Genomic DNA, 14,928 nt, shown 5'->3' on the forward strand with positions numbered 1-14,928 from the left:
AGTTGCCTCTAGAAACATGTGAAATCACCTGGCTTTCTCAATGGCTTGTTTTAAAATCCGCAGCACGGTACCACTCCCGGCACGCATGGGGTTCACCCTTATGAGGTAGTCCTTCATTTTAGGTTTGTCCTTGATAAATGTGCCCGACGCCCTGTAAAACATTGGAGTTATTTCATACCTTGATTCTGCACCGACGGGATAGGGAGCAGCTCCCAATTTATTGGCTTCTTCAATAACTTTTTGAGAAATAGGTTCTTTTAGTTCCACCAGCACCGTTCGCGACTGGGCATTGGCTATATATGCGGCAATAGCTCCCGGTATCTTACCTTCGTTTACGGCTTTTGCCACTTTTTCTATCTCCTCGCTCTGAATGGCCAGCATGACGGGGACATATACCACCGCCCTGAGGGCTTCCATGGCCTCCGGCCCCTGAACCTGCCCGCCGCCGGAATAATTCATCTTTCTGACTCTATCGATGACCTTCTTATCCCCCACCACACAGCCTATACCTTCAGGGCCCAATAGCTTGAATAGTGAAAAACATGAAGCATTAGCTCCCAACTGTGTCCCAATATAGCGGGTCTTGAAAACGGTATAATTTTCATCGGTGACAATCGGAACACCGGAGACCTTTCTTATTGCTCTTATGATTTCATACATGTCATACCTGTCAGAAATCTTCTGGCGAGAATGTTGGATGTAAACCATATCGATGTCGGGAGTAAGGGCTTCCAAAACTTTTTGTGTCTCATTCATATCGACTTTCACAATGTCAAGGCCCATGGTCCTGAAAGTGGTATCGGTAGTGGAATAAACAGGAGCATCATGGACCAGTATTTTATCCCCGGGTTTTAACAAAGCTTGCAAAGCAAAACGTATGGAACCCGTACCGGCACCTCGAACCAAGGCTACATCCTCCGCCCCGAAAAACTCGGCTATTACCCTTTCAACCCTGGCGGTGGTCCTGGGCCTGCCCAATCCTGGAACCACTCCGACATCTCCCATCGAAAGAAACTCGGTACCGGAAAAATGACGTGTGATTATATCAACCAGTTTGAATGAAGCTCTTTTGCCTCTTCTAAATTTATAGATTCCAAAGGAAATATCTCCATTTTTTTACCCCCAAGTATTATTCAATCTACAGAATTTTGTATTGTATCCTAAATATAAATATCAATACTCGGGCAAAATATGACCGTCCAGGACTTGCCTCTGCACGTCCAATATAAATTGCCTATCGATGGCATGCCTTAAGACTCCGTCAACACCCCAATTGGTCTTTTGACCACAAAAACCGCCTCGGTATCATCTTCGTTCAATTTCAACACCTTAGGATTTGTTAGATCATAATAGGGAAGATTCAGATTGCGATCTTCTGTTTCATCGATATTCCATACAGCGGCATCAATCCTTTTTTCCAGCAGGCTCTTTAAAATCTGGTTGTAAGAAAGCTGAACATATTCTACAGATTTTCCCTCACATTCATATCTGGTGAGAACATAATGGTCTATGGAAGTATTGTCTATGGCAACTTTCATGCCGTCCCTTATCTCTCTATATTCAGGATCGGCAAATAAAATCTTGTGACCTTTGACATAAGAATACTTGCCAAGACTCAATATTATCACTATGTCCCTGCCTTCAGCAATATTTATATCTGCTGCCAATTTTGACATGACTGCAAAATCATATTTGCCCTGCTCTAATGCTTCAATCCTGTTGTAACCGCCCCTCATATATGCCATGTTAAAGGGAATGCTGGCTTTTTCAAAAACTTTATAAAGCCCCGTGGCCAGCCCTTCATATCTTCTGGAATACGGCAGCGGCATAACACCTGTTATACTACTCAACCCGGAAACTCCCCAGAGTTTTTTATAGTCTATTTCTTCAATGTAAGTTCCGAGATGGCCTCTTGCCTCTAACCTTATAGCCCCGGTTTCCTCCAGATATCTCATGGCTGACTGTATGGTACCGCGGCCAAGATCCATTTTCTCGGCATAGTCGCCCACAGTTTCTATCCTATCCCCAGATTTCAGGGACAAGAACTCCCTGGCAAGCCGAAGAACGGCTATTCCATTTTTAGTCAAAAGCTGTCTGTCTATCATTGAATTTTCACCCATACAATATACTATACGTTGTATTTTAATTATAGCACATGTTTTTAAATAATTCAACAAAAAAAATTCCGTCATTACCCCGCCTTGAATAGAAATCAAACAATCGAGTAGGAGGGGGCGATTAGCCCCCGTCCTCTCACCTATGAAAAAATGCAAGTCCTGCTCCGAAAATTCTCAAGCAATTACAGTTGTCAAATGTAAAAAAGGCAATATAATACTAGGCCAGGTCATTTCGATTTTTTAACCAGGCTTGCTTTGGCTAGCTTGCTTAATTGTTCACCATAGCTCAGTAGATCAGTCAATGCTCTTTCCCTTGACGGAGACGGACTGAAGCTCATATGCTTCATATCCTGCAAGCTAAATAATTATCCTGTTCCAAATAGCCAGGACTGAGTTTCTTTCTCCGATACATCTTCGATGCCATCAATTACTCGCAACAGTTCATTCATGTCTACTACGTACGCTTGAGCTTGTTTGGTTAAACTCTTTAGTTTTCTTTCCAGCAAATTTTTTGTGAGTTCCATGTATTCTTCTTGGCGTGTTAGAACCGCCCATATTATATGCAGCAACTTACGTGCTGTAGCTACAATCGCAATTTTGTGCCCTTTCTTCTCCTTTAAACGCAAATAAAAAGATCGTAATTTCCCTTTGCTTTGAATTGCTCGCTGTGCACACTGAACCAGTATCCAACGTAGGGTGCTGCGGCCTTCTTTTGTTATGTTACCGGTATAGCGTGTTTTGCCGGATTGATGAACAGATGGAACCAGTCCCGCGTAACATGCCAGTTTTTTAGGTGACGAAAAGCGCGAAATTGGCCCAATCTCTGCAAGAATAGTCAATGCGCTCAAAACCGAAATGCCAGGTATACCCATCAGTAATTTTACATTTGGGTTCTCTTTCGCCCTAGCACACAAATCTGCTTCGAGGGCCGCCATTTCTTTTTGTACAGTATCCAGCAGTTTTAATGATGAACAAACTATGATTTGCTCTGTTTCCGGCAACGAAATATTCTCTAAAAATTTTCTTCCGTTTTTCCCAAATAGATCGCTCCATGGAGACTGGATTCCATTGCGAATTAACGCAGCGTGAATCTTGTTTTTCAGCATAGTACGGATTTTTGCGAGACGGATTCGGTGATGAAGCAGAACTCTTAATTGGTACTCATCCTTGTTCGGAATCCAAGACTCAGGAATAAAGTCTGCCGCTAACAGTTGAGCAAGAATTTGAGCATCAAGGGCATCGGTTTTTACACGAGCTTCAGCTATGGCACGAGTTTTCAAGGGATTGGCGATCACAATTTGCCCTGGATAACCAGATAGGATATCATGAATCCAAAAGGCGTTACTGGTAGCTTCCATGACGACACGAGTATTGGAATCTAGGGTTTTGGCGAACTCCTCCCATGCTTGTCGTGTATTGGCTATCCGAAAACGTCTTTTTTCTTTGTTTGGCCCGATCTCACACCCTTCTGCATATTTTTGATGCACATCTAAACCAATGAATCGCATTTTCGACCCCCTCTCCAATTAAGTTGGCAGGCGGAGTTGCTTTTACATTCACCTATTCGTGGGCTTGGCCACAACTGGGTGAGGCGAGGAGGCGATTAAACACACCAACGGGCTTATTTCATCCCAGCGAGAGGACAATCGCCCCGCCTACAGCCTTCTCCGAAACCCTATTCTAATTATACCAGAGAAGAGCCTGCATTTTTATCATACCAACACACCACCGTACGTACCGTCCGGTATACGGCGGTTCACCAAGCTTTGCGAATTTCTTGATATCTCTTCACTAAACTCATGAGCCCTTGACCTTGCCAATAGGCGTTGTTGAGGGCTCTATTTAATACCCCTGACATACGCCAGTATCCCTTTCGGGCATTGGCAAGCTCATGGACTACCCATTCCGGAAGTTTCAAATTCCTTAGTTCTCGATATCTTGTTTTAACTTTCTTCCATTGTTTCCACAAGCACATGCGGAGTCTTCTTCTTATCCATCCGTCGAGTTCCTCAAGTTTGCTGGGTGTTTCCGATAGTGCGAAGTATCCCAGCCATCCGCCGAGGTATGTGTTTAGTCTGTCTATTCTCTGTGTTATTCCATGTCCGTTGCTTCTTGAGGTTATCTCACGGATTTTGTTCTTGACTTTGTCTATGCTCTGTGGTGCTATTCTTATCTTGGTTGTTCCATCTTTAGTGATGTACATGCTGAAGCCGAGGAATTTCCTCTTCCAGGGTCTGTCCACTGCGCTCTTTTGCTCGTTTACTTTGAGTTTTAGTTTATTCTTCAGGAAAGCTGTTATGCTTTCCATTACCCGCGGGTACCCATCGAAGATGGGTGCCGCTCTTTTGCTTTTGACGTAGATGTTACAGTCGTCTGCATATCTTACGAATCTGTGGCCTCTTTTCTCTAGTTCTTTGTCAAGGTCGTCAAGGATTATATTGGCAAGAAGTGGACTTAGGGGCCCGCCTTGAGGTGTTCCTTCGTCGGTAATCATGACTACTCCGTTTATCATTACTCCTGCCTGTAGATAGCTGCGTATGAGCTTTAATACACGCTTGTCTTTTATCTTGCGAGTTACTCTGGCCATTAGTATGTCATGATTTACTCTGTCGAAGAATTTCTCAAGGTCCATGTCCACTACCCACTGGTATCCCTCTTGAACATATTGACGTGCTTTCCTTACTGCGTCGTGGGCTCTTCGGTTGGGCCTGAATCCGTAGCTTGCTTCTGAGAATTCCGGGTCAAATATGGGTGTTAGTACTTGCAGCAGAGCCTGCTGGATTAGGCGGTCTGTGACGGTGGGGATTCCTAACAGTCTCACTCCTCCGCTGGGTTTCGGGATTTCGACGCTGCGCACTGGTTGAGGTTGATAGGTCCCTGTGAGAAGTTGTTCCTTTATCTGAGGCCAGTTTTCTCGTAGGTGTGACCGGAGGGATTCTACCGGCATGCCGTCTACGCCTGGCGCTCCTTTGTTTTCTTCTACCCGTCGCAGTGCTTTTGTCATGTTTTCTCTTGATACTGCTTTCTCCATCAGGTGGATATCATGGTCCTTCGGGGATATCTTCTCGGGTTGTGCCGGATACATACTCGGCCCTCCCTGGGGCCCTTGCGGCTTCACCGCTTCTTTCCCAGGGTAGGCCCCTTTCGGGGTTTTCTGCTGTCTTTGTATGTTTCTCGAACTTGCCACCACCCACCTTCGGTGGGTCCCCGGCCCTCGCTTCGTGTTCGGCCCTTCGTCGGCATGACGTCTGTGCCGGCTACTATGGCCTCTGCTGACTTCTGACAGTTCAGCCGAGCCTCTTCAGCCCGGGTTGTTAGTTTCCCTAACGTTTCCGCCAGACCTCCCCGGGTAAGAGCGATAGCCTTCGCCCCGTAACCTTGTGCATTTACTACGCAGTTCCTTGGCAGCACCGGATTTCGTTTTGTCAAGCAAACTCATCCGAACTGTATAGCCTTATATGCGGTTCGTGTTCCTCAGGCCGTGGCTTTGCCTACAGCTTCCTTCAGATTCTATCTCACGGTAGACACCCTTGCTGTTTGGCTAATGGTCGCCGCTGCCAGCCCCATAGCAGACTTTCACTGCCGAGCTATCGCCCATGCCGGGCGCACTTGAAAAACCGCCCCGGCTTTTGAGCTGGGGCGGCAAAATCGGACAAATCACATATTTCGCGCCACCTCGTAGGCATCCCAGATGGCGTTCATAATGTTTTGCGGGTCCCTCGCGTCACCTATGATATACAGATTTGCATTTTTCCCATACAGCGAACGGTAGAGAGTGTTATCCGGCCTGTACCCGGTAGCCAGGACAACGGTGTCCGTCGGGATGGTGGTCCTGGTGCCGGAGTCTTTCCTCATGACAACGGCGCCGCCATCCGCCACTTCCAGGAGATAGGCGGATGTCATGATATCCACCCCGTGGAATTTCAGGAGGTCTATGAGCATTATCCTGTTCATGTGCGGGACATATTTGCCTGCCCGAATTATGTCCGACAGCGCTTCCACTATAGTCACTTTCTTTCCCTGCTTTGCTAGCCACAGGGCCGTTTCCGACCCCACCAGACCTCCGCCCAGCACCACCACTGTATTCCCGGCTTTCTTTTTGCCCAGAAGCAGGTCCGACGCCGTGACCACATTGTCCCTATTTATTCCCGGTATGTCCAGTATGATGGGTACCGAGCCCGTGGCCACAACAACCTCATCGGGTTTTTCGTTTGCCACCATGTCCGGGGTAACTTCCGTATTTAGTCTGACATTTACTTTGAGCTCATTAATCTCGTTTATATACCATTCCAGGAGCCTTCTGTCATCCACTTTGAAATCAGGCACCGAGCCCTCGATAACGTGCCCCCCCAGCCTGTCGGTCTTTTCGTAAAGGATAACCCTGTGGCCTCTTATGGCAGCGACCCGGGCTGCCTCCAGGCCGGCTACCCCGCCTCCGATAATCATAACATTTTTTACTTTCTGAGCCGGTTCTATGGCATATTCCTTCTCGCGGCCCGTAGCAGGGTTTACCGTACATGACAGGGGTTTGGACTGAAACACCCGTCCAAGGCAGCCATCGTGGCAGCCTATGCACGGGCGTATTCTCGCCGTCTTGCCCTCCATTACTTTCTTTGGCCAGTGAGGATCGGTAAGCAGGCCCCTGCCGATGCCAATCATGTCGGCCTTGCCTTCTTCAAGGGCCCTGGCGGCAAGTTCCGGAATTTCCAATCTGCCTGCAACTATCACCGGTATATTAACCACTTTTTTTAGTTTTTCGGAAAACGGCAGGTAACAGCCGTGTTCTTGATAAACCGGGGGATGAGCCCAGTACCACGCATCATAGGAGCCGCAGTCGGCATTGAGTTCATCGTAGCCGGCTTCTTCCAGTATTCTGGCCGCCTCAAGACCTTCTTCAACGTCACGGCCCCGCTCGACGAAGTCCTCTCCGGGAAGGCCACCCTGACCCCAGTCCTTAATGAAACTTTTTATGCTGTACCTGAGGCCCACAGGAAAGTTCCTGCCCGCATTTTTCTTGATCACGTTCAATATCTCTATGGGCAGTGTTAGTCTTCCCCTTAAATCACCGCCGTACTTGTCGGTCCGCCTGTTAAAAAACGCGATAGTGAATTGGTCGAGCAGATAGCCTTCATGCACCGCGTGGATTTCTATGCCGTCAAATCCAGATTCCACGGCTATCTGTGCCGCTTCGCCAAACCTCTCCACTATTCTCTCCACTTCATGGGTGGTAAGCTCCCTGCAGGTTTGCGTCGGTTCCCAGTAGTTTGGAATGGCAGACGGAGCCACGGGCTGCCCTTCGATAAATCCCGGCGCTCCGCTTCTTCCCAGTCCCATGGTCAGCTGGAGAAAAATCTTCGCCCCGTGGGCGTGGACGCGTTCAGTCAGTTCTGTGGCCGTCTGAATAAAATGCGGCGGATTCAATGTGGCACAGGGAAAACTCGGCATTTTCAGGCGCTCTATCTCATTTTCGGCCTTGACGATGCTGGTGATTATGAGCCCCACTCCCCCTTTTGCCCTCTCCACATAGTAGTCGATGGCCCTTCCGGTAAATCCGCCTTCCGGTGTCGTTAAGCCCAGGATTCCCATGGGAGCCATGGCAATTTTGTTCTTAATCTCCACTTTACCGATTTTGATGGGTTGAAAAAGGCTCTCATACAACTTTTCCACGACAATCCTCCCGTTCCGTTTTGTTTTAATTTGCAGTCTTTCTGCTATATATTCTGCCGTAAAAATTTTATTATATGCCTAAGTGAGTGCCTGGCACCATCACCGGCTCTACTTCTGTTATAAAGGGCAATGCTAAACGTTTATCCTGCCAATCAAAAATACATAAAGTATTTCACACCGGACATAAAAAAGCCGCACTTTGTGTGCGGCTGAATTCTTTTGACTTTTTCAATTCCTTTTTCAATTCCTTTCTCAATTCCCTTCTCGATTCCTTCTTCTAATCCTCTCCTATACATTTCGGGGTCGATTATCATTTTTGCCATTTCATCCACCTCCTGCTCTATATTCTTTACCTCTTCACTAAAAAGTTCACCGGCCAGGGTGCTCAACTCCAGAAGTATTTTGGAATATGACGGTTTGCGAGGGGAAATCTATGGTTATTTCTTCACCTGCTTTAATTTTATTGTAGTCAAGGTAGAAAGAAAAATGAACCTTGGCGACACGAGCTACTGCAAAATCTTGTTTTAAGGAAATGCCGTTAATAAGCACAGAGAGCTATTTTCCCCATTGCCCTGGAGACAAAAACTGATTTTAAAGCGAACAACGTTGTGATATAATTTTAAAGGGCGTATATTTTTCCGCCATTGAAAAAGGTTCAACAATGAAAAGGGACACTCCTTATCCGTACTTTTGAAAAGGCCCTTACCGCTAGCCTTTTCTTTTATAGGCATACTCTAAGTAATAGGGAGCAGAGGCTCATCGGTGGGTTAACGGATGGCGCCTTGACATAAAAAGGTATTTACTGGAATTGAAATCCGGCGGTGATTAAACCGTATTGCGGAGAGATGGGAAAATGGAAAGGGAAAGTCATGTAATTAAGTTAAATTTTTTATCCCAGGCTATGGAACGCCTCAGTAAATCCAAGACCATGGAAGAGGTTTCTTCCGAGATTTTTGATTTCATACAATCTATGATAGACTACACCATGGCGATTATATACCTCATTGATTACGACAAAAATCAGCTGGTGGTGCTGGCAGCCCGTGGTTCCAACATTAATAATTTAAAAAAAAGAATAAAATTTAAAATCGGCCAGGGAGTTGTGGGATGGGTTGCCAGGGAAAAGAAGGCAGTGGTACTGGAAGACGCCCTGCAGGAAAAAGACATCAGGGTGAGGCAGCATTTTGATGTGGACCCGCTGATTCGTTCATACATAGCCGTGCCGCTGATAACTTCCGACCATGTCATAGGAATTTTGAGCATCTCCCACTCAAAACCCAATCTATATGGCCCGAAAGATGTGGAGATAATTAGCATCATTGCATCTCAGGCGGCAGCTCTTTTTGAAATAAACAAGAGATTTTTGAGGACCAAGAGCTTTAGCGACCATATTCTGCAGAGTGTCAACAGCGGAGTCATGGTGATAAACGATAAACTGGAAGTCATCGCCTTCAACCAGGAAGCCGAAAGAATCACAGGTTTTAGCGCTGACGAGATATTGGGAAAAAATATAAAGCAGCTGCCCTTGAAGGTATCCGGCGATCTGTGGCACATTGTGGAAACTTTTAAAACCGACAAAATCTATACCGATGTGGATACATATATTTTGAGCAAAAAAGGTCTTCAGATTCCTATAAGCATCAGCACATCCATTTTAAAAGATGAGAACCACATTAAAATTGGCGCTATCAGCGTTTTCAGGGATATGTCCAGGGTGAAAGTTCTACAGGAACATATTAAGAGGGCTGACAGGCTGGCAGCCTTTGGAAGATATGTGGCCGGGCTGGTTCACGAAATACGAAACCCGCTGCTTCCCATCCGTACAGCGGCTTCCGTCCTCATGAGCCGACCAACTCTGGGGGAAGAGGACAGGAAACTGATAAAAATCATCCATTCAGAATCGGAGAGGCTAAACGCCTTTATGGACAATATCAACCAGCTGGCAAAGCCATCGGAGTTGGATAATAAAGGCGCAGGCATAGGCACAGAGCTCACTGCTGCAATAAATGAAATTTTCCCGCTGGTAGAACTAAAGTGTAAAAATCACAATATTTCCATAGAGATGAATTTTAACTTTGCCCGGGGAAAATTTTTTGTAAGGCTTTCTCCCGGCCAGATAAAACAGATATTTCTGAACCTGTTTCTCAATTCCATTGATGCCATCGGTGAAAATGGAAGGATTTCAATAAAAATAGACAGAGCAGAAAATATGGCCAAAATTATTTTTTCGGATACAGGGTGCGGTATCGCCGAACAAGATCTGGAAAAGATATTTGAACCCTTTTATTCCACAAAGCAGGATGGAACCGGTCTGGGATTATCTATAGTTCACAATATAGTCCACAATGCCGGAGGCAAAATCCACGTAGAGAGCGAAATAAAAAAGGGTACCCGCTTTATCATTATTTTACCGTGTGTTAGAGAGGTGAAGGGTGATGGGCCAGATTAAGGAAAATATACTGATAGTGGATGACGAGCCCTCCATCAGGGATATCCTGGAGGTAGTGCTCGGGGAAGCGGGATACCATGTGGAAACTGTGGGGAACGGGAAGGCCGCCCTGGATGCAATAAAAAGCCACGGCCCCTTCGATTTGCTCATTACAGACTTAAGGATGCCCGGCATGGACGGTATCGAACTTATGGAAAAGGTAAAGCAGTTTGATGGGGAAATTGAAACCATAATAATCTCTGCTTATGCGGATATAAAACAGGCGGTGAGGGCAATAAAGCTGGGGGCTTTCGACTATCTCCAGAAAAATTTTTCCACTGATGAACTGCTGTTGACGGTGGAAAAAGCCCTGGAGAGAAGGCACCTCCGCCAGGAAAACCGCTGTTTAAAACAAAAACTGGAAAATCGTTACAAGTTTGAGGACATTGTTTATGAAAGTCAAAAGATAAAAAATATATGTGAAGTCATAGAAAGAATAGCCCCTACCAGAGCCTCGGTACTCGTCACCGGGGAAAGCGGCGTAGGAAAGGAGGTCTTTGCCCGGGCTATTCACAAAAAAAGCGATCGGAGGGACCGCCCCTTTGTGGCCATAAATTGCTCGACCCTCCCGGACAACCTCCTGGAAAGCGAGCTGTTCGGCCATGAAAAAGGCTCTTTTACCGGGGCTGTGGCAAGAAAAATCGGAAAGTTGGAACTGGCCCAGGGAGGTACCGTCTTTCTGGACGAAATCGCTGAGATAAGCCCTTTTTTGCAGACCAAGCTGTTGAGATTTCTCCAGGAACTGGAGTTTGAACGCCTGGGCGGATTGGAAAAAATAAAGGTAGACGTGAGGATTATTGCCGCCACCAACAAGGACCTGGTCAAGGCCATTGATTCCGGGGAGTTCAGGGAAGATCTCTACTACAGGTTAAATGTGATTAACCTGCACATTCCGCCTCTCAGGGATAGAAAGCAGGATATTCCCTTGCTGGCTCAGCTTTTTTTAAACCAGTACAACCGGGAATACGGCAGAAACATCAATTTGATTTCGATAAAGAGCCTGGAATACCTCATGGCCTACTCCTGGCCCGGTAATGTGAGGGAGCTTAAAAATACCATGGAACGGGCGGCAGCCATAGCTGACCCGAAAGACGATATACTTCTGCCCAGGCACCTTCCGCCGGAAATCCTGGGAAAAGAAATACCCGGCGAGGAAGAAAAAAACATGCTCAGCCTGGCGGAATTTGAAAAGCAGCATATTTTGAATACTTTAAAACGGGTTAACTGGAACAAAAGCCTCGCCGCCCAGCTGCTAGAAATAAACCGCCAAACCCTTTACAACAAAATGAAGCAATACGGAATTACAAAAAAAATAATGTAGAAATATTAGACATTGATACCCTTTTTAAAAGGGATTTTTTTTGGCATTTGTTTTGCATTGTTAAAAGGTGCCGGCACAAATTTTTTCATAATAACTTTACGGAGGGAGAACAAGTGGGTAACAAACAGGAATTGCGAATCCTGTGTCCCAACGGACACCTGGGATTTGCGCCTACCCGGGAGGAAAGTTTTTGGATCGGGGCAAAAACTCGACCGGATTATTATTGCTGCGACTCAGGGAGTGATGATATCGGGCCTGCCCCTCTGGGGGCGGATATTTCCACCAGCCCTTATGTCTGGCAAAAACACGACCTGGAGCTTATGTTTGTGGCCTCCAGAGATCAGGGGGTACCGATGATCATAGGTTCCGCGGGGGATACCGGCACCAGGAGCAGAGTAAACATGTACGTAGACATCATAAAAGAGCTGGCAAAAAAACACAGGACTCCCCGATTTAAGCTGGCCTATTTTTATTCGGACGTCTCTAAAGAGTACCTGAAGGAAAAAATGAAACAGGGGGTGATAATAGAGGGCCTGGATGGCCGGGGCAATCTGAGCGAAGAAGACCTGGAGAAAACCGATAGAATTGTGGCTGTGGCCGGGGTTCATCCGTTTATAAAAGCGCTGGATATGGGAGCCGATGTAATTATAGGGGGAAGGTCCAGTGATTGCGCCATTTTTGCGGCACCGGCTTTAAGAGAGGGATTCCCCGCAGGATTATCCTATTATTTGGGCAAAGTCCTGGAATGTGCATCCTTTTGCGCCGAACCCTATGGCGCCAAAGAAAGTGTCATAGGTACCATTACCCATCAGCATGTCAGGGTTACCGCCATGAGCCCATATCAGCGGTGCACGGTAGCCTCGGTAGCGGGCCATGCCATGTATGAAAGGTCAAACCCCTTTTATGAATATGTGGCTGGCGGGAAGCTGGACATGACCGGGTGCCAGTATGAGCAATACGATGAAAAAACCTGCAAGATTACAGGCCCAAAGTTTATTCCGGTAGACGGCAAGATAAAGATAAAGCTGGAAGGCTCCGGTAAAATCGGCGAAAGGTGTATAGGCATAGCAGGCATTAGAGATCCCTATACCATTGCCAACATCGACAGAGTGGTGGAATGGTCCCGGAGTCAAATCAGCGAAAAATTTTCCGACAAGAATTGCCAGATAAACTTCATTATATACGGCAAAAACGGCGTTTTAGGGGACATGGAACCGATCAAAAAAATAAAATCCCATGAATTGTGCGTGGTAGTAGAGGGCATTGCCCCGTCAAAGGAAATGGCTAAAGAGATAACCACTCTGGGCACGAGACAACTTTTTTACGCCCGTCTTCCCGAAGTAAAGGGAACTGCCGGTACAGCGGCCTTTGTGGTAGATGAGGTTCTGGACGCTACACCGGCATACATGTGGACCTTGAACCACGTCATCCCCGTAGATGACCCCATGGAATTATTTGATCTTCACATCACCCAGGTGGGTGAGTAAAAGGAGGATTACCATGCGCTACAAAAAACTGGTTGACCTGGCAAAGACCATCAGAAGCAAAAACGCAGGTACCGACAAAATAACCTTTGATATTATTTTTACGGACAAGAATATCTATGAAATGGTGAAAAGAAGTCACAAACTTACCCGGCAGGCAGTAGCCAAACTCTACAACATTCCCGAAGAGCGGATAGCGGATTTTGTGGAGTTTGACCCCGCCAATGCCATCAAGTTTACCATATACAGGTCAAAACCCAGCGGAAGCCCCGGTGAAAGAGACCTTTTTGGATGCCAGCAGTACCCGCCGCTTCTGGACCTGAAGATTCCCATAGCAAATTAAACCGACCTTGCCTCCTTATTAAGGGGGCTTTTTTTAACCTATTGTGGCAGTCCGACCTATGGTATCCAGAATGGAATCCTGTGGGAAGAAGTCTTTAAATATTCTATAGTATAACAGCTCTTCTTTTGACCCGAGTTCGAAGTCTTCCCGAATGCGGCGTTCCCGGAGAAATTCTTCGTCGGATATATTTTCTTCGGCGTACTGGCTGAGCATTTCGGCAGACCCGGCACCCTGAAAAAATTTTTGTTTTTCTCTCCAAACTATTTCTTCAGGAAGATCACGCTCAAAAGCTTTCCGCAAAATCCATTTTTCTATTTGCCGGGATCCGTCGTTGTATATTTTCCATTTCACCGGAAGCCTTGATGCGAACTGGGTTACGTTGCTGTTCATAAAGGGCATCCTGCCGTCAATGGAAAAAGCCGATGTCATTCGGTCCACCCTTTGAAAGCCATTGGCGTGGCCGTTGCAGGTGAGCTTTTCCAGCTCGGCTTCCACCCGGGCGGGTTCCATATTTTTAAGATAATGGTAACCACCGAAGAGCTCGTCACCACCCTCGCCGCACAACACAAAGTCCGAACCCGCTTCATGAGCCATGCGGGACAGCATGTAATTGGCGATGGAGCTTCTCACGAGATACATATCAAAAGATTCCAGGTGATAGATGACCTGGGGAAGGACTTTTAGCATTTCATCCAGGGTGTACACGTATTCATGGTGGTTGGAACCCAGATGCCGGGCTACCACCCGTGCTTTGGGCAGGTCGGTGCTTTTGGATACTCCCACGGAAAAGGTGCTGATATCTTCCGTCACCTCTTTGGCCGCTGCCGCAATAACACTGGAGTCAATTCCGCCGCTCAGATAAATGCCCGGATTTTTACGATTCCTGCAATTCATGGCAACGGAATTTATCAGCCTTTGACGCACATTGCCGGCGGCTTCTTGTTCGGATATTGAACCGCTGTAATTGAAATGAGATGGTCTGGCGTACTTTACAAATCCCATGTCGCTGGAGTAGTAATAACCCGGCGGGAAGGTTTTTATGTCCTCGCCCAAACCCACCAGCGCTTTTATCTCCGAAGCCAGGATAAGTGCATCATCAGTCTTTATGTAGTAAAGGGGCTTTAGGCCTATGGGGTCCCGGGCGGCAAATACCTTTTTGTCTTGTGCTACCACAAAAGCAAAGGAACCATCCAGGTGATTTACCACATCGTGGCCCTTTTCTTGATAAAGCTTCTGAATAATTCTTTGAGGTGAATCGCCTTTTGAATCCTCATTGAATATATTGGCATTTGCTACCACGGCCGGTTTATCATCTTGAAAATCCACCGATTTTTCCGAAGAAAAATAGTTCTGGCCCAGCACCGCTCCTCTTGATGTGTAAATTCTGCTTTTACTGCTTCCATGATGCTTGATTTTATCTAATAATTTTTGAGCCAGCCTTTTGGGGTTGGCAATTTGTTCGGAAATAACAGCCACAATTCTGCTCATAGTAATTCCTCCCCTAAAAA

At 46.5% G+C, this 14,928-nt stretch carries 11 protein-coding genes and 1 pseudogene; 4 read left to right on the forward strand and 8 right to left on the reverse strand.

Going from position 1 to position 14,928, the window contains the following annotated elements:
• Positions 1–24: 24 nt before the first annotated feature.
• The 7 genes and pseudogenes from D2962_RS12925 to D2962_RS17630 all read right to left on the reverse strand — a co-directional run bounded on the left by D2962_RS12925 (position 25) and on the right by D2962_RS17630 (position 8,107).
• Positions 25–1,112: pseudogene (locus D2962_RS12925) on the reverse strand (aminotransferase class V-fold PLP-dependent enzyme).
• A gap of 138 nt (positions 1,113–1,250) precedes the next feature.
• Complete coding sequence (gene yhfZ / locus D2962_RS12930; RefSeq protein ID WP_245984696.1) at positions 1,251–2,105, reverse strand: GntR family transcriptional regulator YhfZ; 855 nt, start codon at positions 2,103–2,105, stop codon at positions 1,251–1,253.
• 377 nt (positions 2,106–2,482) lie between these two features.
• Complete coding sequence (locus D2962_RS12935; protein ID WP_122015209.1) at positions 2,483–3,625, reverse strand: IS110 family RNA-guided transposase; 1,143 nt, start codon at positions 3,623–3,625, stop codon at positions 2,483–2,485.
• A 248-nt stretch (positions 3,626–3,873) separates the two neighbouring features.
• On the reverse strand, positions 3,874–5,148 hold the full coding sequence (ltrA, locus tag D2962_RS12940) for a group II intron reverse transcriptase/maturase (RefSeq protein WP_425456612.1): 1,275 nt from the start codon (positions 5,146–5,148) through the stop codon (positions 3,874–3,876).
• 83 nt (positions 5,149–5,231) lie between these two features.
• Entirely contained in the window at positions 5,232–5,546 is a 315-nt protein-coding gene (locus tag D2962_RS12945; RefSeq protein ID WP_122013965.1) for a hypothetical protein, read from the reverse strand.
• A gap of 228 nt (positions 5,547–5,774) precedes the next feature.
• Positions 5,775–7,784 (reverse strand): oxidoreductase, encoded by a 2,010-nt coding sequence (locus tag D2962_RS12950; protein WP_122015210.1) that lies wholly within the window; start codon positions 7,782–7,784, stop codon positions 5,775–5,777.
• A 152-nt stretch (positions 7,785–7,936) separates the two neighbouring features.
• Positions 7,937–8,107, reverse strand: coding sequence for a hypothetical protein (locus D2962_RS17630; RefSeq protein ID WP_162991015.1), 171 nt, complete (start codon positions 8,105–8,107; stop codon positions 7,937–7,939).
• 530 nt (positions 8,108–8,637) lie between these two features.
• Here D2962_RS17630 and D2962_RS12955 point away from each other — a divergent pair.
• The 4 genes from D2962_RS12955 (at position 8,638) to D2962_RS12970 (ending at position 13,420) form a co-directional block, all read left to right on the forward strand.
• Complete coding sequence (locus D2962_RS12955; RefSeq protein WP_120766425.1) at positions 8,638–10,233, forward strand: ATP-binding protein; 1,596 nt, start codon at positions 8,638–8,640, stop codon at positions 10,231–10,233.
• A complete protein-coding gene (locus D2962_RS12960; RefSeq protein WP_120766426.1) occupies positions 10,220–11,593 on the forward strand; it encodes a sigma-54-dependent transcriptional regulator in 1,374 nt (457 codons plus the stop codon). Before D2962_RS12955 ends, D2962_RS12960 begins: the two co-directional genes overlap by 14 nt.
• A 113-nt stretch (positions 11,594–11,706) precedes the next feature.
• Positions 11,707–13,080: an acyclic terpene utilization AtuA family protein gene (locus tag D2962_RS12965; protein WP_222927536.1), complete on the forward strand. Its 1,374-nt coding sequence runs from the start codon at positions 11,707–11,709 to the stop codon at positions 13,078–13,080.
• 13 nt (positions 13,081–13,093) lie between these two features.
• Positions 13,094–13,420, forward strand: a complete 327-nt coding sequence (locus D2962_RS12970; RefSeq protein WP_120766427.1) for a DUF4387 domain-containing protein — start codon at positions 13,094–13,096, stop codon at positions 13,418–13,420.
• A 33-nt stretch (positions 13,421–13,453) separates the two neighbouring features.
• Here the strand turns inward: D2962_RS12970 and D2962_RS12975 are convergent, their stop codons facing one another.
• Positions 13,454–14,908, reverse strand: coding sequence for an asparagine synthase-related protein (locus D2962_RS12975; protein WP_122015211.1), 1,455 nt, complete (start codon positions 14,906–14,908; stop codon positions 13,454–13,456).
• Positions 14,909–14,928: the final 20 nt, after the last annotated feature.

Source organism: Biomaibacter acetigenes (assembly GCF_003691585.1).
In the GTDB taxonomy this organism is placed as follows: domain Bacteria; phylum Bacillota; class Thermosediminibacteria; order Thermosediminibacterales; family Tepidanaerobacteraceae; genus Biomaibacter; species Biomaibacter acetigenes.